The following is a 20,621-nucleotide window of genomic DNA, read 5'->3' on the forward strand; positions in this document are numbered from 1 at the left end:
TATGGCGACGATTGAGCGAACGCTGCCGAGTGTCGCCAGCCCGCGCCGCGCATGTTAAGTAGAGGACTACAACAACTCACCAGGAGCCTTCCCATGACCATCCGCACCTACCAGGGCCATACCCCGCAGCTCGGCGCGCGCGCCTTCGTCGACCCCAGCGCGGTGGTGATCGGCGACGTGGAACTGGGCGATGACTGCTCGGTGTGGCCGCTGGCGGTGATCCGCGGCGACATGCACAGCATCCGCATCGGCGCGCGCACCAGCATCCAGGACGGCAGCGTGCTGCACATCACCCACGCCGGGCCGTTCAACCCGGGCGGCTATCCGCTGGAGATCGGCGAGGACGTCACCGTCGGCCACAAGGTGACCCTGCACGGCTGCCGCATCGGCAGCCGTGTGCTGGTCGGCATGGGCACGATCATCATGGACGGCGTGGTGGTCGAGGACGAGGTGGTGATCGGTGCCGGCACCCTGGTGCCGCCGGGCAAGACCCTGGAGAGCGGCTACCTGTACGTCGGCAGCCCGGCGAAGCAGGCGCGGCCGCTGAGCGACAAGGAGCGCGCCTTCTTCACCTACAGCGCGGCCAACTACGTGAAGCTCAAGGACCTGCACCTGCTGGAGGGCTACGGCGGCTGAGTGAGGCGGCGGCCCGGATCGCCGCGAGGTCGCGCCTCCCATCGGCGCCATTGCCTGTCTGTGGGAGGGCGAGCGGGTGTGCGCTTCAGCGATTGACGTCGACCACCACGCGGCCGCGCACCTGGCCGGCGAGCAGCGCCTCGGCGCTGGGGATCGCCTCGGCCAGGCCGATCACGCGGGTCATCGACGCCAGCAGGCCCTTGTCCAGGTCGCGGGCCAGACGCTGCCAGGCCTGCAGGCGGTCGGCGCGTGGGCGCATCACGCTGTCGATGCCGACCAGGGTCACGCCGCGCAGGATGAACGGCGCCACTGTGGCCGGGAAGTCCATGCCCTGGGCCAGGCCGCAGGCGGCCACGGTACCGCCGTAGCGGGTGGCCGCGCAGACGTTGGCCAGGGTGTGGCTGCCCACCGAGTCGATCGCCCCGGCCCAGCGCTCGCGGGCCAGCGGGCGACCCGGCTCGGACAGGCTGGCGCGCTCGATGATCCCCGCCGCGCCGAGGCTCTTCAGGTAGTCGGCCTCCTCGGGACGCCCGGTGGAGGCCACCACCCGGTAGCCGAGGCGTGCCAGCAGGGCGATGGCGAAGCTGCCGACGCCGCCGTTGGCGCCGGTGACCAGCACCTCGCCGTGCGCCGGGGTCACCCCGTTGCGCTCCAGGGCCAGCACCGAGAGCATCGCGGTGTAGCCGGCGGTGCCCACCGCCATCGCCTCGGCGGCGCTGAAGCCGCGCTGCAGCGGGATCAGCCAGTCGCCGTTGAGGCGCGCCTTCTGTGCCAGCCCGCCCCAGTGGCTCTCGCCCACCCCCCAGCCGTTGAGCAGCACCGCATCGCCGGGGCGATAGTCGGGGTGGCCGCTGTGCTCGACGATGCCGGCCAGGTCGATGCCCGGCACCATGGGGAACTGGCGCACCACCGGGCTCTTGCCGGTGATGGCCAGGGCGTCCTTGTAGTTCAGCGTGCTGTGGCTGACGCGCACCTGCACGTCGCCTTCGGGCAGTCGCGCCTCGTCGAGCGTCTGCACGCTGGCACGGTAACCGCTGTCGTCCTTGTCGATCAGAATGGCACGGAACATGGGTCACACCTCTTGGTTATTAGACCGATCGTCTATAAATTGGCCTGAAAAATTCAGCGCGGCAGCAGGGCGAGAAAACCGCGGATGAAGGTCTGCAGCGGCGCATCGCTCTGCACTAGGCGGGCGCGCAGCACGGCGCCTTCCCAGCCGATCCAGAAGAACGCCGCCAGCTCGTCGCAGTCCAGCGTCGCCGCCAGGTCGCCGCCTTGCTGGGCGGCGCGCAGGCAGGCGGCCAGGCGCTCCTGCCAGCTGCACAGCACTTCCTCCAGCTGCTCGCGGAAGCCCTCGGGCAGCTGGGTCACCTCCTGGCCGAGGTTGCCGACCAGGCAGCCGCGCCGATAGCCGTGGCGGGCCATGCCGGCGCTGGCGTCGGCAACGAAGTCCTCCAGGCGCGCCAGCGGCGGGCGGCTCTCGTCGAGCAGCCAGCGGTCCAGCTTGGCGGCGAAGTAGCCGGCGTAGCGCTCCAGCACGGCGCGGCCGAAGGCCTCCTTGCTGGCGAAGTAGTTGTAGAAGGAGCCCTTGGGCACGCCGACCTGCTTGAGCACCGTGTCGATGCCGGTGACCAGGAAGCCCTGCTCGGTGAGCAGGCGCATGCCGGTATGCAGTAGCGCCTCGCGGGTCTCGCGATTGTCGCGGTCGAGCTTGGGCGGACGGCCGCGGCGCGGCTGGGGGGCGAGAGAATTCATGCGTCGATTATTAGACTGGTCGTCTTGAAAAGTCAACCGGCCGGCTTGGCGGCGAACTTCTCGGGGCGCAGCACCTCGACCTCGGCCAGGTAGCAGACCATCGCGAAGTGCGCGTAGTAGCGCTCCTGCAGGTGGCGGGCGATGCGCTCGGCCAGTTCGCGCTCGCAGAGGATCTCGGCGCGGATGTTGCCGGCGGTGTCCCAGTCGGCGCGGCGCAGGCCGTGGGAGCCGCGGCCGCGCACGTCGGAGAGGGTCCAGCCGGGCGCGCCGAGCTGTTCGAGGTCGGCGACCAGTTTGTGCTCCAGTGCCGCCTCGCAGATCACGGTGAGCAGGGTGGTGTGGGCCATGTCAGAGTCCCCAGGCGATCAGTTGCTCGGCCAGCATCAGATACAGCGGGATGCCGATCAGGATGTTGAAGGGAAAGGTGATGCCCAGTGCGGCGGTCAGCGACAGCGAGGGGTTGGCCTCGGGCAGCGCCAGGCGCATGGCCGCCGGCACGGCGATGTAGGAGGCCGAAGCGGCCAGGGTGGCGAGCATCGCCGTGCCGCCCAGCGACAGGCCCATCAGCCGCGCCAGCAGGGCGCCGACCAGCGCGCCGAGCAGCGGCATGCACAGGGCGAAGGCGGCCAGGCGCACGCCATACTGGCGCAGCGAGCCGAGCTGCCCGGAGGCGATCAGGCCCATCTCCAACAGGAAGAACGCCAGCACCGGCTTGAACATGCCCGTGTACAGCGGCTCCAGCGGCTTGATCGCCTCCTTGCCGGCCAGCGCGCCGATCACCAGGCCGCCGAGCAGCAGCATGATGCTCTTGCCGAGGAAGATCTCGCGGCCCAGCTCCTTCCAGTGGGTGTCGCGGGAGATGCCCTTGGCCAGCAGGATGCCGACCAGGATCGCCGGGATCTCGAGGATCGCCACGAACAGCGGCATGTAGCTCTCGAAGAAGATCTCCCGCGATGCCAGATAGGCGACCACCACGGCGAAGGTACCTGCGCTCACCGAGCCGTAGTGCGCCGCCACGCTGGCGGCGTTGATGCGGTCGAAGCGCAGGCCGCGCAGCAGGGCGAAGGCCAGTAGTGGCAGGGCGATGCCCAGGCCCAGCACCAGCCCCGCCTGGCCGAGCAGCGCCAGGCTGGCCTGCTCGGCCAGCTCCACGCCGCCGTGCAGGCCGATGGCCAGCAGCAGGAGGATGGATAGGGTTTCGTAGAGCGCGGGCGGCAGCTTCAGTTCGCTTTTCAGCAGGCCTGCGGTCAGGCCGAAGACGAAGAACAGCACCACCGGGTCGAGGCTCATCCATCCCTCCTCGGGCAATTCGGTTATCTATAGCTCAAATAAAAAAGGGGAGCCTTGCGGCTCCCCCGGGGGGCTTAACTTCCAATCTCGATGAGTACTTCACCGGGATTGACCCTGTCGCCCTTAACTACATGGACGGCCGTCACGGTGCCGGCGATCGGCGCCTGCACTTCGGTCTCCATCTTCATCGCTTCGGTGATCAGCACCGGCTGGCCGGCCTTGACCACGTCGCCTTCCTTCACCAGCACGTCGACGATGTTGCCCGGCATGGTGGTGCTGACGTCGCCCGGCGCGGCGCTCTGCTTGCGCTTGCCGCTGGCGGCGCCGCCGACGAAGGCGTTGAGTGGCTCGAACACCACCTCTTCGGGCATGCCGTCGATGGCCAGGTAGAAGTGGCGCTTGCCGTCGTTCTTGACGCTGACGCCGGTGATGTCGATGCGGTAGCTCTCGCCGTGCACGTCGACCACGAACTCGGTGGGCACGCCTTCCTGGGCGGCCGGGCGGGCGGCGGCATCCGGCGGCGGCAGCAGCGCTTCTGGAGTCAGGGTGCCGGCGGCGCGTTCCTCGAGGAACTTGCGGCCGATGTCGGGGAACATGGCGAAGGTCAGCACGTCCTCTTCCGACTTGGCCAGCGGGCCTATCTCCTCGCGCAGGCGGGTCATTTCCGGCTGCAGCAGGTCGGCCGGGCGCACGTCGATGACGTCCTCGCTGCCGATGGCCTGGAAGCGCAGGTGCTCGTTGACCGGTGCCGGCGCCTTGCCGTAGCGGCCCTGCAGGTACAGCTTCACCTCGTTGGTGATGGTCTTGTAGCGCTCGCCGGCCAGCACGTTGAACACCGCCTGGGTGCCGACGATCTGCGAGGTCGGGGTGACCAGGGGCGGGAAGCCGAGGTCTTCGCGCACCCGCGGGATTTCCGCGAACACCTCGTTGATGCGGTGCAGGGCGCCCTGCTCCTTCAGCTGGTTGGCCAGGTTGGACATCATGCCGCCCGGCACCTGGTTGACCTGCACGCGGGTATCCACCGAGGTGAATTCGCTTTCGAACTGGTGGTACTTCTTGCGCACGCCGTAGAAGTACAGGCCGATCTCCTGCAGCAACTCCAGATCCAGGCCGGTGTCGAACGGGGTGCCGCGCAGCGCGGCGACCATCGACTCGGTGCCCGGGTGGCTGGTGCCCCAGGCGAAGCTGGAGATCGCGGTGTCGATGTGGTCGGCGCCGGCCTCGATGGCCTTGAGCTGACACATGCTGCCCATGCCCGCGGTGTCGTGCGAGTGGATGAAGATCGGCAGGTCGATCTCGGCCTTCAGCGCCTGCACCAGCTCGGCGGTGGCGTAGGGGGTGAGCAGGCCGGCCATGTCCTTGATGGCGATCGAGTCGACGCCCTTCTCCTGCATGCGCTTGCCCAGCTCGACGAACGACTCGACGGTATGCACCGGGCTGGTGGTGTAGGCGATGGTGCCCTGGGCGTGCTTGCCGGCGGCCTTGACCGCCTCGATGGCGGTGCGCAGGTTGCGCACGTCGTTCATCGCATCGAACACGCGGAACACGTCGATGCCATTGACCGCGGCCTTGGCGACGAAGGCCTTGACCACGTCGTCGCTGTAGTGGCGGTAGCCGAGCAGGTTCTGGCCGCGCAGGAGCATCTGCAGGCGGGTGTTGGGCAGCGCGGCCTTGAGCTGGCGCAGGCGCTCCCACGGGTCTTCCTTGAGGAAGCGCACGCAGGCGTCGAAGGTGGCGCCGCCCCAGACTTCCAGCGACCAGTAGCCGACCTGGTCGAGCTTGGCGCAGATCGGCAGCATGTCCTCGAGGCGCATGCGGGTGGCCAGCAGCGACTGGTGCGCATCACGCAGGATGGTATCGGTGACGGTGATCTTCTTGTTCATCTCAATTCCTCACAGGCCGGCGTGGGCGGCAATGGCGGCGGCGATGGCCAGGGCCAGCTCTTCGGGCTTGCGCTTGACCGAGTAGTTGATCAGTTCCGGGTGGGCTTCGACAAAGCTGGTGTTGAACACGCCGCTGCGGAACTCCGGATTGCGGAGGATTTCCTGGTAGTAGGGCGCGGTAGTCTTCACCCCCTGCACGCGCATGTCGTCCAGCGCGCGCAGGCCGCGGTCCATCGCCTCTTCCCAGGTCAGTGCCCAGACGATCAGCTTCAGGCACATCGAGTCGTAGTACGGCGGAATGGTGTAGCCGGTGTAGATCGCCGTGTCGGTGCGCACGCCGGGGCCGCCGGGCGCGTAGTAGCGGGTGATCTTGCCGAAGGACGGCAGGAAGTTGTTCTTCGGGTCTTCGGCGTTGATGCGGAACTGGATCGCGTAGCCGCGGTGGACGATGTCCGCCTGCTGCACCGACAGCGGCTTGCCGGCGGCGATGCGGATCTGCTCGCGGACGATGTCCAAGCCGGTGATTTCCTCGGTGATGGTGTGCTCCACCTGCACCCGGGTGTTCATCTCCATGAAGTACACCTCGCCCTCGGCGAGCAGGAACTCCACGGTGCCGGCGTTCTCGTAGCCCACGGCTTTCGCCGCCTTGACCGCCAGCTCGCCGATGTAGGCGCGCTGCTCGGGGGTCAGCTGCGGGCTGGGGGCGATCTCGATCAGCTTCTGGTTGCGGCGCTGGATCGAGCAGTCGCGCTCGAACAGGTGCACGGTGTTGCCGAAGCTGTCGGCGAGGATCTGCGCCTCGATGTGCTTGGGGTTGACGATGCACTTCTCGAGGAACACCTCGGCGCTGCCGAAGGCCTTGGTGGCTTCGGAGATCACCCGCGGGTAGGCCTGCTCCAGCTCTTCCTGCGAGTTGCAGCGACGGATGCCGCGGCCGCCGCCGCCGGAGGTGGCCTTGAGCATCACCGGGTAGCCGATGCGCTCGCCTTCGCGCAGCGCCTCGTCGAGGTCGGCGACGTTGCCTTCGGTGCCCGGGGTGACCGGCACGCCGGCCTTGATCATGCTGCGCCGCGCCTCGGTCTTGTCGCCCATGCGGCGGATCACTTCGGCGCTCGGGCCGATGAACTTGATCCCGCGCTCGACGCAGATCTCCGCCAGTTCGGCGTTCTCGGACAGGAAGCCGTAACCGGGATGCAGGGCATCGCAACCGGTCTCGACCGCCAGGTTGACCAGCTTGCGCGGGTTCAGGTAGCCGGCCAGCGGCTCGTCGCCGAGGTTGTAGGCTTCGTCGGCGCGCTTGACGTGCAGCGCATGGCGGTCGGCTTCGGAATACACGGCCACCGAGCGGATGCCCATCTCGGCGCAGGCCCGCACGATACGCACGGCAATCTCGCCACGGTTGGCGATGAGGATTTTTCTTATCACGGAGGTCTCCCTCGGTTTGGGCTGGCTGACCCGGCCGGTCAGGCAACAGGTGCAAATACCCTAGCGCCGAGGGATGGATTACTAAAAATGAATAATTATTGGGTAATGCATAAGTCCTGACTTATAGTTGCGCGAAACGCCCGTCCCAGAGGCCTTCCCGTTATGCGCAAGTACCTGATGCGGCTGACCTTGCGCCAGCTGCAGGTGTTCCGCGCGGTGTGCGAGACCCGCTCCTACAGCCGCGCCGCCGAAGAAATGGCGCTCACCCAGCCGGCGGTCAGCCAGCAGATCCGCCAGCTCGAGGAGCTGGTCGGCCAGCCGTTGTTCGAGTACGTCGGCAAGAGGCTCTACCTCACCGACGCCGCCGAGGCGCTGCAGCGGGCCGGGGCGGACATCTTCGCCCGCCTGGAAAGCCTCGACATGCAGCTTTCCGACCTGCGCGGCTCGCTGCAGGGCCAGCTCAGCCTGACCGTGGAGTCCAGCGCCGAATACGTGGTGCCCCACCTGTTCGCCGCCTTCCGTCAGCAGCACCCCGAAGTCGGCCTGCAGCTCACCGTCGCCAGCCATGCCCAGGCACTGCGTCGCCTCGGTGTCAGTCGCGACGAGCTGATGATCCTCTCCCAGGTGCCCACCGGCATGAACCTGGAGTTCATGCCGTTTCTCACCAACCAGATCGTCGCCGTGGCCCCGGCCGGGCATCCGCTGTGCCAGCGCGAGCGCCTCAGCCTGCAGGAGCTGACCGACCAGCCGCTGCTGGTGCGCGAGCCGGGTTCGGGCACCCGCCAGGCCTGCGAGACTTTCTGTCACGACAAGCGCGCGCACTTCGCCCACACCCTGCAGCTCGGCTCCCAGGAGGCGCAGCGCGCCGGCGTGCTGGCCGGTCTCGGCCTGGCCCTGCTGCCGCGCCATGCGGTGAGCCTGGAGCTGGCCAGCGGCCGCCTGTGCGAGCTGCCGGTGGCCGAGCTGCCGCTGCAGCACAGCTGGTGCGTGGTGCACCCACGCGACCGCCGCCTGAGTCCGGTGGCCAGCGCCTTTCTGGCGTACATCCGCGGCAATCGTGCGGCGATCAACGCGCTTAATCTGAGCCTTTGAACTCCTGCGCGAGCCGCGCTACGCGCCGGGCTGGCGGCGCGTTTCGGCGCGTAGGGCGCGCACGTAGTTGATGGCGATCAGGTCGGGATAGTCGTCGATCGCCTGGCTCAGGCGGCGCTCTTCGTTGTGCTGCTCGATGGCTCGGCGGAAGGCCATGCGGCGCTGGTCTTCCAGCTTGCGGCGGGTCTTGGCGTCCAGGCGGGGGATATCGGTGGCGACGTTGACAGCATGGTGGCGGGGCATGGCGTCTCTCCCATCTCGAGTGATTCCGGGAGTTGCAGCATGCCGCGTGCCAGGTGACGGCTTGACGGCGAAGCGGTGACGGCGGCGTGACAGCTGCGGGGGTGTCGCGGCAGGGGGCGCGCGGGGCGCCCTGCCGTCGATGGCCGGGGCTCAGGCGCCGGCCGGGCCTTCCTCGCTCGGCTTGGCGGTCTTCGGCGACAGGCGCAGGCTGCGCAGGCTGCGCTTGACGCTCTTCAGGTGGTTGACCAGGTCCGGGCCGCGGGCCATGGCCACGCCCATCGCCAGCACGTCGATCACCACCAGGTGGGCGATCCGCGAGGTCAGCGGGGTGTAGATCTCGGTGTCTTCCTGCACATCGATGGCCAGGTTGACGGTGGCCAGGTCGGCCAGCGGGGTCTGGCTGGGGCACAGGGTGATCAGCGTCGCACCACTTTCGCGCACCAGATTGGCGGTGGTCAGCAGATCCTTGGAGCGCCCGGACTGGGAGATGCAGATCGCCACGTCGCCCGGCTTGAGGGTCACCGCGCTCATCGCCTGCATGTGCGGGTCGGAGTAGGCGGCGGCGGTCAGCAGCAGGCGGAAGAACTTGTGCTGGGCGTCGGCGGCCACCGCGCCGGAGGCGCCGAAGCCGTAGAACTCCACGCGCTGGGCGTTGGCGATGGCGTTGATCGCCCGCTCCAGAGCCTGCATGTTGAGGTGCTCGCGCACCTCGATCAGGGTGTGCAGGGTGGTGTCGAAGATCTTCAGGCTGAAGTCGGCCAGCGAGTCTTCCTCGTGGATGGCGAACTGGCCGAAGCTGGCGCCGGCGGCCAGGCTCTGCGCCAGCTTGAGCTTGAGGTCCTGGAAGCCGCTGCAGCCGATGGCGCGGCAGAAGCGCACGATGGTCGGCTCGCTGATGCCGACCTGGTGGGCAAGGTCGGCCATCGAGCTATGCATGACGGCCGCCGGGTCCTGCAGCACGTAGTCGGCGACCTTGAGTTCCGACTTGCGCAGCAGGGCGCGGGATTGGGCAATGTGTTGCAACAGATTCACGGCGCGGACTCGGTTATGATCGGCAAAAGCCGGAGGTAGTAACTTTGTAGTTATACTACAAAAGCTGCGCCAGCGCCCAGGCAAACCGCGTCGGAGATACCCTGTGCCGTCCCTTTCACCCGTTCTTCCCTGCGACATGCTGGTGTTCGGCGGCACCGGCGATCTGGCCCTGCACAAGCTGCTGCCGGCACTCTATCACCTGCACCGCGAGCGCCGGTTGCCCGCCGATCTGCGCATCCTCGCCCTGGCCCGCAGCGCGCTGAGCCGCGAGGCCTACCAGGCGCTGGCCGAGCGCCATTGCCGGGCGCAGGTCGCCCGCGCCGACTTCGCCGTCGACACCTGGCAGAGCTTTGCCGAGCGTCTCGACTACTTCGCCATGGACGCCGCACAGAGCGCCGAATTCGGCCGCCTGGCCCAGCATCTGGGCGGCGCCTGCACGCGCGCGCGCATCTACTACCTGGCCACTGCGCCGCAGCTGTTCGCGCCGATCGCCGCCAACCTGGCCATCGCCGGCCTGGCCGGCGCCGACACGCGTATCGTGCTGGAGAAGCCGATCGGCCACTCGCTGCAGTCGGCGCTGGCGATCACCGAGGCGATCGGCAAGGTGTTCGACGAGTCGCAGGTGTTCCGCATCGACCACTACCTGGGCAAGGAAACCGTGCAGAACCTGATGGCGCTGCGCTTCGCCAATGCCCTGTTCGAGCCGGTGTGGCGCGCCGGGCACATCGACCATGTGCAGATCAGCGTGCTGGAAACCCTCGGCGTGGAGAACCGCGGCGGCTACTACGACCAGGCCGGCGCCATGCGCGACATGCTGCAGAATCACCTGCTGCAGCTGCTCTGCCTGGTGGCCATGGAGGCGCCGGTGCGCTTCGACGCCGAGGCGGTGCGCAACGAGAAGGTGAAGATCCTTCAGGCGCTCAAACCGCTGGCCGGCCTCGACGTGCGCGACAAGACCGTGCGCGGCCAGTACAGCAGCGGACACATCGGCGGCCAGGAAGTTCCCGCCTACTACTTCGAGAAGAACGTCGACAACGACAGCGATACCGAGACCTTCGTCGCCGTCCAGGCGGAGATCGACAACTGGCGCTGGGCCGGCGTGCCGTTCTACCTGCGCACCGGCAAGCGCCTGCAGCGCAAGTGCTCGGAGATCGTCATCCAGTTCAAGCCGGTGCCGCACAGCCTGTTCCCGGGCGCGCCGGAACAGGCCAACCGCCTGCTGATCCGCCTGCAGCCCGAGGAGCGCATCAGCCTGCAGCTGCTGGCCAAGACCCCGGGCAAGGGCATGGCCCTCGAGCCGGTCGAGCTCGACCTCAACCTGGCCACCGCCTTCTCCCGCCAGCGCCGCTGGGAAGCCTACGAGCGGCTGCTGCTCGACGTGATCGAGGGCGACCCGACCCTGTTCATGCGCAAGGACGAGGTGGAAGCCGCCTGGCGCTGGGTCAGCCCGATCCTCGACGGCTGGCACCATCACTACCAGAAACCGCGCCCCTATCCGGCCGGCTCGGCGGGTCCGGAGCAAGCCCGCAGCCTGCTCGAACTGCAGGGCCGCCACTGGCACGGCTGAGCGCGCCAGACACCGCGACGGGGGCCTGCAGCCCTGTCGCGGATATATGGCGGAATTCATGTTTGCGTCATCGAATTGAATTGGCCGAATCGCGCTTGAGTATATCCGCCGATATTTGGCGAATCGGCTAATTGGCGACGCACATATATCGGCCAATTCTCTCCTGGAGATCTGGAAGTTCCCTGCGCTATTGGTCGCCGATATCTCTGGCGGAATATCCGCGTATATCTGCCGGTGAGTAACAAAATGTTTCAGCGTCTGCGTGGCGCCGCCATGGCGCCTTGCTGCACTGCTCGATATTGAAATTTATTCCTTTTAAATCAATAGCTTGGTTCTTTTTCGCGAAGTTCACCAGCGCCCGCCCGCGGCGCCGCAGAAGGCCGGCAGATGACGCGATATTGAGGCCGGCCGGGGCGATTGCGGGTTGCACCCTGCAACTCCCTGTGTTTGCCTGAATAAGGATTTCGACAACAACCCCAAAGGATTCCGTTTTGCGAAGTTCCCCCGTCACGCTCCGTCGTCCCACCGACAGCGACGGATACAACCTCCATCAGCTGGTGGCCAATTGTCCGCCGCTGGATACCAATTCGGTGTACTGCAATCTGCTGCAATGCGCCGATTTCGCCGATACCGCCATCGCCGCCGAGGATGCCTCGGGCCGGCTGGTCGGTTTCATCTCCGGCTACTGTCCGCCCTCGCGTCCGGACACCCTGTTTGTCTGGCAGGTCGCCGTGGATGCCTCGCTGCGCGGCCAGGGGCTGGCCCTGCGCATGCTGCTGGCGCTGACCGCCCGGGTCGCCGCCGAGCGCGGCGTACGCTACCTCGAGACCACCATCTCGCCGGACAACGCCGCCTCGCAGGCGCTGTTCCGCAGGGGCTTCGCCCGCCTTGGTGCCGACTACAGCACCCGCATCCTGTTCTCGCGTGCCGAGCACTTTGCCGGCCGGCACGAAGACGAAGTGCTCTACCGCGCGGGTCCGTTTGCCGCACCCGAATTCGAAGAAGAACTCAAGGAGACCGCATGAACGCCTTTGAACAGCATGAATCGTCCGTACGCAGCTACTGCCGCTCGTTCCCGGTGGTATTCCAGCAGGCGCGCGGCGCCGAACTGATCACCCGCGACGGCCAGCGCTACATCGACTTCCTCGCCGGCGCCGGCACCCTCAACTACGGCCACAACCATCCGCTGCTCAAGCAGGCGCTGCTCGACTACATCGAGAGCGACGGCCTGACCCATGGCCTGGACATGTACTCGGCGGCCAAGGAAAGCTTCCTCGAGACCTTCCACCGGCTGATCCTCAAGCCACGCGGCATGGCCGACTACCTGATGCAGTTCACCGGGCCGACCGGCACCAACGCGGTGGAAGCCGCGCTGAAGCTGGCGCGCAAGGTCACCGGGCGCAGCAACGTGATCAGCTTCACCAACGGCTTCCACGGCTGCAGCATCGGCGCCCTGGCTGCCACCGGCAACCAGCATCACCGCGGCGCCGCCGGCACCGGGCTGAGCGACGTCAGCCGCATGCCCTACGCCAACTACTTCGGCGACCAGGTCAACACCATCGCGATGATCGACAAGCTGCTCGACGATCCGAGCAGCGGCATCGACAAGCCGGCCGCGGTGATCGTCGAGGTGGTGCAGGGCGAGGGTGGCCTCAACGTCGCCTCCGCCGAGTGGATGCGCAAGCTCGAGCGCCTGTGCCGCAAGCACGACATGCTGCTGATCGTCGACGACATCCAGGCCGGCTGCGGGCGCACCGGCAGCTTCTTCAGTTTCGAGAAGATGGGCATCCAGCCGGACCTGATCACCCTGTCCAAGTCGCTCAGCGGCTACGGTCTGCCCTTCGCCATGCTGCTGCTGCGCAAGCAGCTCGACCAGTGGCAGCCGGGCGAGCACAACGGCACCTTCCGCGGCAACAACCACGCCTTCGTCACCGCCGCCGCGGCGCTGGAGCACTTCTGGCAGGACGACAGCTTCGCCGCCAGCGTGCGCGCCAAGGGCCAGCGCATCGCCGAGCGCATGCAGCGCATTGTCCGCCGTCACGGCCCCGACTCCCTGCAGCTCAAGGGCCGCGGGATGATGCTCGGCATCGGCTGCCCGGATGGCGACATCGCCGCCGCCATCTGCCGTCACGCCTTCGCGCACGGTCTGGTGATCGAGACCAGCGGCGCGCACAGCGAAGTGGTCAAGTGCCTGTGTCCGCTGGTCATCAGCGACGAGCAGATCGACAAGGCCATGGACATTCTCGACGCCGCCTTCGCCGCGGTGCTGTCCGCGCAGACCGCCACCCAAGCTTCCTGAGGAGATTTTCAATGATCGTACGCACCCTGGCCGAATGCGAGCAGTCCAACCGCAAGATCGTCACCGAGACCTGGGACAGCACCCGCATGCTGCTCAAGGACGACAACATGGGCTTCTCCTTCCACATCACCACCATCTACGCCGACAGCGAGACGCACATCCACTACCAGAACCACCTGGAGTCGGTGTACTGCATCAGCGGCGAAGGCGAGATCGAGACCCTCGCCGACGGCAAGGTCTACCCGATCAAGCCCGGCACCCTGTACATCCTCGACCAGCACGACGAACACCTGCTGCGCGGCTTCAGCGAGATGAAGATGGCCTGCGTGTTCAATCCGCCGCTCAACGGCAAGGAAGTCCACAACGAGGACGGCGTCTACCCGCTGGAAGCTGAAGCCATCGCCTGAGCAGAACCGATACGGAGGAAGCGAGTGTGACCCCTGTGCAAGCCGATCTTTACCCTTCGCGCCAGTGTGCCGAGCCGCGCTGGCAGGAACGCCTGGACCCGGTGGTCCACCGCCAGGACCTGGACAACGCGCCGATCGCCGCCGAGCTGATCGCCCGCTTCGAGCGTGACGGCTATGTGGTCCTGCCGAAGGTGTTCAGCGCCGCGGAAGTGGCGGTGTTTCGCCGCGAACTCGAGCGCATGCTCGCCGACGAGGCCGTCGTCGCCTCCGGCAAGACCATCCAGGAGCCGGACAGCGGCGCGGTGCGCTCGGTGTTCGACATCCACCGCGACAACCCGCTGTTCGCCCGCGTCGCCCGCGACGAGCGGATCGCCGGCATCGCCCGCTTCATCCTCGGCGGTGATCTCTACGTGCACCAGTCGCGGCTGAACTTCAAGCCGGGCTTCGACGGCAAGGAGTTCTACTGGCACTCCGACTTCGAGACCTGGCACGTCGAGGACGGCATGCCGCGCATGCGTGCGCTGAGCTGCTCGATCCTGCTCACCGACAACCAGGCGCACAACGGCCCGCTGCTGCTGATGCCCGGTTCGCACCGCCAGTACATCCACTGTGTCGGCGCGACGCCGGAGAACCACTACGCGCAATCGCTGCGGCGCCAGGAGGTCGGCGTGCCGGACCAGGTCAGCCTGAGCGAGCTGGCGGCCAGCCACGGCATCGACAGCGCCATCGGCCCGGCCGGCAGCGTGGTGCTGTTCGACTGCAATATCATGCACGGCTCCAACGGCAACATCACGCCGGACGCGCGCAGCAACCTCTTCTACGTCTACAATCACGTCGGCAATGCCGTACAGGCGCCCTTCTGCGAGCAGTCCCCCCGCCCGCCCTTCGTGGCCGAGCGGCGGGACTTCCGCGCGCTGGACATCCAGCCGCAGCGGTATATCTGACGTCACACCGACGGCCCCGTCGACACGGGGCCGTCGCCTTGTGTCGGCAGCTGCCGGCCCGCTTCCCATCGACGACCGAACGCTGAAAAAACGATGCATACCGTAGAAAAGATCGGCGGCACCTCCATGAGCCGCTTCGAGGAACTCCTCGACAACATCTTCATCGGCCCGCGACAGGGCGCCGCGCTGTACCAGCGGGTGTTCGTCGTCTCGGCCTACAGCGGCATGACCAACCTGCTGCTGGAACACAAGAAGACCGGCGAGCCGGGCGTCTACCAGCGCTTCGCCGATGCCCACAACGAAGAGGCCTGGCGCGAGGCGCTGGAAGACGTGCGCGCGCGCATGCTGGCCAAGAACGCCGAGCTGTTCGCCGGCACGCCCGAGCTGGCGGTCGCCGACCAGTTCATCGGCTCGCGCATCGACGACGCCCGCGACTGCATGGACAGCCTGCAGAAGCTGTGCACCTACGGCCACTTCCAGCTCACCGAGAACCTGATGAAGGTGCGCGAGATGCTCGCCTCCCTCGGCGAGGCGCACAGCGCCTTCAACAGCGTGCTGGCGCTGCGCCAGCGCGACATCAACGCCCGCCTGGTCGACCTCAGCGGCTGGCAGATGGAAACCCCGCTGCCGTTCGAGGAGATGATCCGCGCCAACTTCGCGGGTATCGACCTGTCCCGCGAGCTGGTCATCGCCACCGGCTACGCGCACTGCAGCGAAGGGCTGATGAACACCTTCGACCGCGGCTACAGCGAGATCACCTTCGCGCAGATCGCCGCCGCCACCGGCGCCCGCGAGGCGATCATCCACAAGGAGTTCCACCTCAGCAGCGCCGACCCGAACCTGGTCGGCGCCGACAAGGTGGTGACCATCGGCCGCACCAACTACGACGTCGCCGACCAGCTGTCCAACCTCGGCATGGAAGCGATCCACCCGCGCGCCGCGCGCACCCTGCGTCGCGCCGGCATCGAACTGCGCATCAAGAACGCCTTCGAGCCGCAGCACGCCGGCACCCTGATCAGCCAGGACTACTGCAGCGCGCGGCCCTGCGTGGAGATCGTCGCCGGGCGCAAGGACGTGATCGGTATCGCGGTGTTCGATCAGGAGATGCTCGGCGACCCCGACCACGACATCGAGATCAGCAAGCAGCTCAAGCAGCTCAAGCTCTACGTGATCAACAAGGACTCCGACGCCAACAGCATCACCTACTACGTCAGCGGCTCGCGCAAGCTGATCAACCGTGCCGCCAAGCTGGTCGAGGAGCGCTTCCCGGCCGCCGAGGTGACCATGCACAACGTCGCCATCGTCTCGGCGATCGGCTCCAACCTCAAGGTCAAGGGCATCCTCGCCCGCACCGCCACCGCGCTGGCCGAGGCCGGCATCAGCATCCAGGCGCTGCACCAGTCGATCCGCCAGGTGGAGATGCAGTGCGTGGTCAACGAGGAAGACTACGCCGCCGCCATCGCCGCGCTGCACCGCGCGCTGATCGAGCCGGAGAACCACGGCGACGTGATCGCCGCGGCCTGATCCGCACCCCACTGCCGGGCGCCAGCGCCCGGCAGCCTCCCCTGATCGCTCTGCCCCTGACCGTCTCCGTGCTAAGGTCGCCACAGCTATGTGGCAACAAGGAGACTGCCCGATGACCCCGATCCGCACCGTACTCGCCGCCACCGACCTGTCCGCGCCGGCGCGCCAGGCCGTGGTGCGCGCCGCGTCGATTGCCGGCCACAGCGGCGCCCGGCTGAGCCTGCAGCATGTAGTCAGCCGCGGGGCGCTGGATGCCCTGCGCCAGCTGTTCGCGGCCCAGCCCGGCGACCTGCGCCAGCGCCTGCTCGACGAGGCGCGCGACGAGGTCCGCGAGCTGGCCGCCGAGCTGTGCGCGGCGCATGTGGTCTCGGCGGATATCCACCTGAGCGCCGGCAACGCGCTGGCGGAAATCACCAGCCACGCCGACGCCCTGGATGCCGACCTGCTGGTGCTCGGCGCGCGCGGCGCCAGCCTGGTGCGCGACCTGATGATCGGCTCGACCACCGAGCGCGTGCTGCGCAAGACCGGCCGGCCGCTGCTGGTGGTGCGCGGCGAGGCCGGCGACGACTATCGCCGGGTGCTGGTGCCGGTGGACTTCTCGCCGCGCGGGCTCAAGGCCGTCGCGCTGGCTCGGACGCTGGCGCCGCAGGCCGAGATCGTCCTGCTGCACGCCTTCGAGGTGCCCTTCGAGGGCCGTCTGCGCCATGCCGGGGTCAGCGAGGCCGAGCTGGCCGGCCTGCTGGCCAACGCCAGACGCGAGGCCGGTGCGCAGATGGCCGAGCTGATCGCCGCCGCCGGTCTGCCGGCCGACGCGGTGCAGCCGGTCATCGTGCATGGCGACCCCAGCGTGCACATCCTCGACCAGGAGCAGCTGCAGGGCTGCGAGCTGATCGTCATCGGCAAGCGCGGCCAGGGCGCGCTCGAGGAGCTGCTGCTGGGCAGCGTGACCAAGCATATTCTCAGCCAGGCCAAGGGTGACGTGCTGGTGATCTGAGAGCCTGCGCCAGTTCATGGACGCCGCACCGGCAGGCCGGCTATCTTGCGCCTACCCTCAAGGACGACTTCGGCACCGGAATCCGCCATGCCCTCCATCTACCAGCTCAAGCCCCGCTTCCAGAACCTGCTGCGCCCGCTGGTGCAGCGCCTGCACGCGCGCGGCGTCACCGCCAACCAGGTGACCCTCGCCGCCGCCGCCGTTTCCGTCCTGCTCGGCCTGCTGGTCGCCGCCTTCGCCGGCTACCTCTGGCTGTTCGCCCTGATCCCGCTGTGGATGTTCCTGCGCATGGCGCTCAACGCCATCGACGGCATGCTCGCCCGCGAGTTCGGCCAGCAGTCGGTGCTCGGCGCCTACCTCAACGAGCTGTGCGACGTGATCGCCGACAGCGCGCTGATCCTGCCCTTCGCCATGCTGGCGGAGGTCTCGCCGCTGTGGGTGGTGGTGGCGACCCTGCTGGCAGTGATCGTCGAGTACGCCGGGGTGATGGGCCCGCTGGTCGGCGCCGCTCGCCGCTACGACGGACCGCTGGGCAAGAGCGACCGCGCCTTCGTCTTCGGCGTGCTCGGCGCGGGCGTCGCCACGGGCCTGCTGCCGATCGACTGGCTCGACACCCTGTTCATGCTGATCGCCGCGCTGCTGGTGTGGACGCTGGCCAATCGCGTGCGCCAGGGCATCGCCGAGGCAGACAGGAACACCCCGCCGGCCTGAGCCGATCAATCGCAGCAAGGAGCACGCCGATGAACGACACCCCGATCCCGCCCAGCGGCGAAGACCTGCCGCCCCCTGCGCCGCCGCCGCGGCCGAACGGCGGCCTGCCCCAGCGCCTGCTGGCCCGGCTGATCATCGGCTTCGCCCGCCTGCTCACCGGTGCGCGCAGCCTGTGGCGCGGCTGTGCGCCGGAGAAGCGGCAGCGCATCTACTTCGCCAACCACAGCAGCCACGCCGACTTCGTGCTGCTCTGGTCGTCGCTGCCGCCGGCCCTGCGCACGCGCACCCGCCCGGTGGCCGGCGCCGACTACTGGCAGCGCGACGCGCTGCGCCGCTTCCTGATCCACCGGGTGTTCCACGGCGTGCTGGTCGACCGCGAGCGTAGCGAGCCGCAGCACAACCCGCTGCAGCCGCTGCTCGATGCGCTGCACGCCGGCGACTCGCTGATCCTGTTTCCCGAGGGCACGCGCAACCTCGAGGACGGCCTGCTGCCGTTCAAGAGCGGCCTGTATCGCCTCGGCCAGGCCTGCCCGCAGGTCGAGCTGGTGCCGGTGTGGATCGCCAACCTCAACCGGGTGATGCCCAAGGGCCGCGTGCTGCCGCTGCCGCTGCTGTGCACGGTGAGCTTCGGCGCGCCGCTGAGCATCGCGGCCGACGAGGGCAAGGAAGCCTTCCTCGCCCGCGCCCGCGACGCCCTGCTCGAACTGGCTGCGGAGGCCGACTGACATGGACCGCGACACCCTCTCCCTGTTCGCCGGCATCGGCGCCCTGCTGGCGCTGGCCTCGCTGATCGGCTTCGTCCTCAAGTGGCGCAGCCGCGGCGCCGCCAGCCCGGTGATCGACAACCTCAACGCGCGGATCAACGCCTGGTGGGTGATGGTCGCGGTGCTCGGCGGCGCCTTCTGGCTCGGTCACGGCGCGGTGATCCTGCTGTTCGCCGCCATCTCCTTCTTCGCCCTGCGCGAGTTCATCACCCTGGCGCCGACTCGCGGCGGCGACTACCCGGCGCTGGTCGCGGCGTTCTACTTCGTGCTGCCGGTGCAGTACCTGCTGATCGCCGCCGACTGGTACGGGCTGTTCGCCATCTTCATCCCGGTCTACGTGTTCCTGCTGCTGCCGATCCTCGCCTCGCTGGGCGGCGACACCACCGGCTTTCTCGAACGGGCGGCCAAGGTGCAGTGGGGGATGATGATCGCGGTGTTCTGCATCTCCCACGTGCCGGCGCTGCTGACCCTCGACATTCCCGGCTTTGAAGGGCGCAACCTGCTGCTGATCGCCTGGCTGGTGCTGGTGGTGCAGATCAGCGACGTGCTGCAGTACGTCTGCGGCAAGCTGCTCGGCAAGCGCAAGATCGCCCCGCGCCTGTCGCCGTCGAAGACCGTGGAAGGCTTCGCCGGCGGCGTGGCGCTGGCCACCCTGGTCGGCGCGAGCCTGTTCTGGATCACCCCGTTCAGCTTCTGGCAGGCCGCGCTGATCGCCCTGATCGTCACCCTGCTCGGCTTCTTCGGCGGCCTGGTGATGTCCGCCATCAAGCGCGACCGCGGGGTGAAGGACTGGGGGCACATGATCGAAGGCCACGGCGGCATGCTCGACCGGCTGGACTCAGTGTGCTTCGCCGCGCCGATCTTCTTTCATGTGTTGCGCTATGGCTGGACCTGAGGCGACGGTCCGCGGCTGAGGCCGCGAACCGCCAGGCGACTCAGAACTCCAGGCAGATCTTGCCGAAGTGCTGGTTGCTTTCCTGGTACTGGAACGCCGCGACGATTTCCTCGAGGGCGAAGCGGCGGTCGATGACCGGGCGCAGGCCGTTGGCGTCGATGGCGCGGATCATCGCCTGCTGCTGGGCGCGGCTGCCGACCAGCACGCCCTGCAGGCGCAGTTGCTTGAGCAGCGCGGGGACCAGCGGCAGTTCGCCGGCGACGCCGCTGAGGATGCCGATCACCGCGATGTGCCCACCGACCCGTGTGGCGGCCATCGACTGGGCGAGGGTGGCGGGGCCGCCGACCTCGATGACGTGGTCGACGCCGCGTCCGCCGGTCAGTTGGCGCGCGGTCTCGCCCCAGGCCGGGTTCTCACGGTAGTTGATCACATGGTCGGCGCCCATGGCCTTGAGGCGCTCGAGCTTGGCGTAGCTGGACGAGGTGGCGATCACCGTGGCGCCGGCCAGCTTGGCGAATTGCAGGGCGAAGATCGACACCCCGCCGGTGCCCTGCAGCAGCACAGTGTCGCCGGCCTTCAGTGCGCCGTCGGCCATCAGCGCGCGCCAGGCGGTGAGGCCGGCGGTGGTCAGGGTGGCGGCCTCGGCGTGGCTCCAGCCCTGCGGCGCCAGGGTGAAGGCGGTGGCGCGGGCGGTCACCGCTTCGCGGGCATAGCCGTCGATGCCGTCGCCCGGCACCGTGGCGAAGCCTTCGACCAACGGCTCGCCGCCCAGCCAGTCGGGGAAGAAGGTGCTGACCACCCGGTCGCCAACGGCGAATTCGCTGACCCCGGCGCCCACGGCGATCACTTCGCCGGCGCCGTCGGCCATCGGGATGCGCGGCTCGCTCGGCCCCCACATGCCGCTGACCACGGCGAAGTCGTGGTAGTTGAGCGAGTTGGCGTGCAGGCGCACGGTGATCTCGCCCGGCCCCGGGGCGGTCGCTTCGCTGCTGCCGACGATGACGTTGGCGTAACCGCCGCCCGGCTGAACGTAGATGGCTTTGCTGTGCATGGAAGGAAGCTCTCCTGGTGGGGTTCTTTGCTGCGCGTTCGGAAATATCCAAGCGTACGGGTCAAGCATGCCAGCTTTTCCGGCAATACCCGCCAGGCAGTTGCCCGGT

The 20,621-nt window shown here is 68.0% G+C and carries 22 protein-coding genes; 12 read left to right on the plus strand and 10 right to left on the minus strand.

Annotation, left to right across the window (positions count from 1 at the left end; genetic code table 11):
* Positions 1-93: 93 nt before the first annotated feature.
* Complete coding sequence (locus tag BMZ19_RS15120; RefSeq protein ID WP_090312320.1) at positions 94-636, plus strand: gamma carbonic anhydrase family protein; 543 nt, start codon at positions 94-96, stop codon at positions 634-636.
* A gap of 85 nt (positions 637-721) precedes the next feature.
* On the opposite strand, the gene acuI is transcribed toward BMZ19_RS15120, so the two are convergent.
* From acuI to BMZ19_RS15150, 6 genes are all read right to left on the minus strand, one after another.
* Positions 722-1,705 (minus strand): acrylyl-CoA reductase (NADPH), encoded by a 984-nt coding sequence (gene acuI, locus BMZ19_RS15125; protein WP_090312323.1) that lies wholly within the window; start codon positions 1,703-1,705, stop codon positions 722-724.
* 53 nt (positions 1,706-1,758) lie between these two features.
* Complete coding sequence (gene acuR / locus BMZ19_RS15130; protein ID WP_090312324.1) at positions 1,759-2,391, minus strand: acrylate utilization transcriptional regulator AcuR; 633 nt, start codon at positions 2,389-2,391, stop codon at positions 1,759-1,761.
* Positions 2,392-2,423: 32 nt separating this feature from the next.
* A complete protein-coding gene (locus tag BMZ19_RS15135) occupies positions 2,424-2,738 on the minus strand; it encodes a P-II family nitrogen regulator (RefSeq protein ID WP_090312326.1) in 315 nt (104 codons plus the stop codon).
* Position 2,739: 1 nt separating this feature from the next.
* The gene (locus tag BMZ19_RS15140) at positions 2,740-3,681 is read right to left on the minus strand and encodes a sodium-dependent bicarbonate transport family permease (protein WP_090312328.1); all 942 of its coding nucleotides are present in this window, start codon (positions 3,679-3,681) and stop codon (positions 2,740-2,742) included.
* Between the two features lie 74 nt (positions 3,682-3,755).
* On the minus strand, positions 3,756-5,564 hold the full coding sequence (gene oadA / locus BMZ19_RS15145; RefSeq protein ID WP_090312329.1) for a sodium-extruding oxaloacetate decarboxylase subunit alpha: 1,809 nt from the start codon (positions 5,562-5,564) through the stop codon (positions 3,756-3,758).
* Between the two features lie 9 nt (positions 5,565-5,573).
* Positions 5,574-6,989 carry an acetyl-CoA carboxylase biotin carboxylase subunit gene (locus BMZ19_RS15150; RefSeq protein WP_090312331.1) on the minus strand — a complete coding sequence of 472 codons (1,416 nt, stop codon included), beginning with the start codon at positions 6,987-6,989 and terminating at the stop codon, positions 5,574-5,576.
* Positions 6,990-7,151: 162 nt separating this feature from the next.
* Here BMZ19_RS15150 and BMZ19_RS15155 point away from each other — a divergent pair, with 162 nt between their 5' ends.
* Positions 7,152-8,081 carry a LysR family transcriptional regulator gene (locus BMZ19_RS15155; protein WP_090312332.1) on the plus strand — a complete coding sequence of 310 codons (930 nt, stop codon included), beginning with the start codon at positions 7,152-7,154 and terminating at the stop codon, positions 8,079-8,081.
* A gap of 18 nt (positions 8,082-8,099) precedes the next feature.
* On the opposite strand, the gene BMZ19_RS15160 is transcribed toward BMZ19_RS15155, so the two are convergent.
* Together BMZ19_RS15160 and hexR are read right to left on the minus strand one after the other, a co-directional pair.
* On the minus strand, positions 8,100-8,324 hold the full coding sequence (locus tag BMZ19_RS15160; protein WP_090312334.1) for a PA3496 family putative envelope integrity protein: 225 nt from the start codon (positions 8,322-8,324) through the stop codon (positions 8,100-8,102).
* 150 nt (positions 8,325-8,474) lie between these two features.
* Positions 8,475-9,356, minus strand: coding sequence for a transcriptional regulator HexR (gene hexR, locus BMZ19_RS15165; protein WP_090312335.1), 882 nt, complete (start codon positions 9,354-9,356; stop codon positions 8,475-8,477).
* A 136-nt stretch (positions 9,357-9,492) separates the two neighbouring features.
* On the opposite strand from hexR, the gene zwf reads away from it, so the two are divergent.
* Positions 9,493-10,923, plus strand: a complete 1,431-nt coding sequence (gene zwf / locus BMZ19_RS15170) for a glucose-6-phosphate dehydrogenase (RefSeq protein ID WP_090312337.1) — start codon at positions 9,493-9,495, stop codon at positions 10,921-10,923.
* A gap of 187 nt (positions 10,924-11,110) precedes the next feature.
* On the opposite strand, the gene BMZ19_RS22220 is transcribed toward zwf, so the two are convergent.
* Positions 11,111-11,353, minus strand: a complete 243-nt coding sequence (locus BMZ19_RS22220) for a hypothetical protein (protein ID WP_139214693.1) — start codon at positions 11,351-11,353, stop codon at positions 11,111-11,113.
* Between the two features lie 61 nt (positions 11,354-11,414).
* Here BMZ19_RS22220 and ectA point away from each other — a divergent pair, with 61 nt between their 5' ends.
* The 9 genes from ectA (at position 11,415) to BMZ19_RS15215 (ending at position 19,461) form a co-directional block, all read left to right on the plus strand.
* Positions 11,415-11,948: a diaminobutyrate acetyltransferase gene (gene ectA / locus BMZ19_RS15175; protein WP_090312339.1), complete on the plus strand. Its 534-nt coding sequence runs from the start codon at positions 11,415-11,417 to the stop codon at positions 11,946-11,948.
* Positions 11,945-13,222 (plus strand): diaminobutyrate--2-oxoglutarate transaminase, encoded by a 1,278-nt coding sequence (gene ectB, locus BMZ19_RS15180; protein ID WP_090312340.1) that lies wholly within the window; start codon positions 11,945-11,947, stop codon positions 13,220-13,222. The genes ectA and ectB overlap by 4 nt, the downstream gene beginning before the upstream one ends.
* Positions 13,223-13,233: 11 nt before the next feature.
* Positions 13,234-13,629 (plus strand): ectoine synthase, encoded by a 396-nt coding sequence (locus BMZ19_RS15185; RefSeq protein ID WP_090312342.1) that lies wholly within the window; start codon positions 13,234-13,236, stop codon positions 13,627-13,629.
* Between the two features lie 35 nt (positions 13,630-13,664).
* Positions 13,665-14,573 carry an ectoine hydroxylase gene (gene thpD / locus BMZ19_RS15190; protein ID WP_090312344.1) on the plus strand — a complete coding sequence of 303 codons (909 nt, stop codon included), beginning with the start codon at positions 13,665-13,667 and terminating at the stop codon, positions 14,571-14,573.
* Between the two features lie 93 nt (positions 14,574-14,666).
* Positions 14,667-16,097: an aspartate kinase gene (locus tag BMZ19_RS15195; RefSeq protein ID WP_090312345.1), complete on the plus strand. Its 1,431-nt coding sequence runs from the start codon at positions 14,667-14,669 to the stop codon at positions 16,095-16,097.
* Positions 16,098-16,209: 112 nt separating this feature from the next.
* A complete protein-coding gene (locus BMZ19_RS15200) occupies positions 16,210-17,091 on the plus strand; it encodes a universal stress protein (RefSeq protein WP_090312347.1) in 882 nt (293 codons plus the stop codon).
* Between the two features lie 87 nt (positions 17,092-17,178).
* Positions 17,179-17,802, plus strand: a complete 624-nt coding sequence (locus BMZ19_RS15205; protein WP_090312349.1) for a CDP-alcohol phosphatidyltransferase family protein — start codon at positions 17,179-17,181, stop codon at positions 17,800-17,802.
* Between the two features lie 29 nt (positions 17,803-17,831).
* Positions 17,832-18,527 (plus strand): lysophospholipid acyltransferase family protein, encoded by a 696-nt coding sequence (locus tag BMZ19_RS15210; RefSeq protein WP_090312351.1) that lies wholly within the window; start codon positions 17,832-17,834, stop codon positions 18,525-18,527.
* Position 18,528: 1 nt separating this feature from the next.
* On the plus strand, positions 18,529-19,461 hold the full coding sequence (locus tag BMZ19_RS15215; protein ID WP_090312353.1) for a phosphatidate cytidylyltransferase: 933 nt from the start codon (positions 18,529-18,531) through the stop codon (positions 19,459-19,461).
* A 40-nt stretch (positions 19,462-19,501) separates the two neighbouring features.
* Here the strand turns inward: BMZ19_RS15215 and BMZ19_RS15220 are convergent, their stop codons facing one another.
* Complete coding sequence (locus BMZ19_RS15220; RefSeq protein ID WP_090312355.1) at positions 19,502-20,512, minus strand: zinc-dependent alcohol dehydrogenase family protein; 1,011 nt, start codon at positions 20,510-20,512, stop codon at positions 19,502-19,504.
* Positions 20,513-20,621: the final 109 nt, after the last annotated feature.

The sequence above is a fragment of the Pseudomonas linyingensis genome, assembly GCF_900109175.1.
In the GTDB taxonomy this organism is placed as follows: Bacteria; Pseudomonadota; Gammaproteobacteria; order Pseudomonadales; family Pseudomonadaceae; genus Geopseudomonas; species Geopseudomonas linyingensis.

Bases quoted from the DNA above. Each gene is read 5' to 3' on its own strand.
- BMZ19_RS15120 (WP_090312320.1), top strand. From the start codon at position 94: ATGACCATCCGCACCTACCAGGGCCATACCCCGCAGCTCGGCGCGCGC.
- acuI (WP_090312323.1), bottom strand. From the start codon at position 1,705: ATGTTCCGTGCCATTCTGATCGACAAGGACGACAGCGGTTACCGTGCC.
- acuR (WP_090312324.1), bottom strand. From the start codon at position 2,391: ATGAATTCTCTCGCCCCCCAGCCGCGCCGCGGCCGTCCGCCCAAGCTC.
- BMZ19_RS15135 (WP_090312326.1), bottom strand. From the start codon at position 2,738: ATGGCCCACACCACCCTGCTCACCGTGATCTGCGAGGCGGCACTGGAG.
- BMZ19_RS15140 (WP_090312328.1), bottom strand. From the start codon at position 3,681: ATGAGCCTCGACCCGGTGGTGCTGTTCTTCGTCTTCGGCCTGACCGCA.
- oadA (WP_090312329.1), bottom strand. From the start codon at position 5,564: ATGAACAAGAAGATCACCGTCACCGATACCATCCTGCGTGATGCGCAC.
- BMZ19_RS15155 (WP_090312332.1), top strand. From the start codon at position 7,152: ATGCGCAAGTACCTGATGCGGCTGACCTTGCGCCAGCTGCAGGTGTTC.
- BMZ19_RS15160 (WP_090312334.1), bottom strand. From the start codon at position 8,324: ATGCCCCGCCACCATGCTGTCAACGTCGCCACCGATATCCCCCGCCTG.
- zwf (WP_090312337.1), top strand. From the start codon at position 9,493: ATGCTGGTGTTCGGCGGCACCGGCGATCTGGCCCTGCACAAGCTGCTG.
- ectB (WP_090312340.1), top strand. From the start codon at position 11,945: ATGAACGCCTTTGAACAGCATGAATCGTCCGTACGCAGCTACTGCCGC.
- BMZ19_RS15185 (WP_090312342.1), top strand. From the start codon at position 13,234: ATGATCGTACGCACCCTGGCCGAATGCGAGCAGTCCAACCGCAAGATC.
- BMZ19_RS15195 (WP_090312345.1), top strand. From the start codon at position 14,667: ATGCATACCGTAGAAAAGATCGGCGGCACCTCCATGAGCCGCTTCGAG.
- BMZ19_RS15200 (WP_090312347.1), top strand. From the start codon at position 16,210: ATGACCCCGATCCGCACCGTACTCGCCGCCACCGACCTGTCCGCGCCG.
- BMZ19_RS15205 (WP_090312349.1), top strand. From the start codon at position 17,179: ATGCCCTCCATCTACCAGCTCAAGCCCCGCTTCCAGAACCTGCTGCGC.
- BMZ19_RS15210 (WP_090312351.1), top strand. From the start codon at position 17,832: ATGAACGACACCCCGATCCCGCCCAGCGGCGAAGACCTGCCGCCCCCT.
- BMZ19_RS15215 (WP_090312353.1), top strand. From the start codon at position 18,529: ATGGACCGCGACACCCTCTCCCTGTTCGCCGGCATCGGCGCCCTGCTG.
- BMZ19_RS15220 (WP_090312355.1), bottom strand. From the start codon at position 20,512: ATGCACAGCAAAGCCATCTACGTTCAGCCGGGCGGCGGTTACGCCAAC.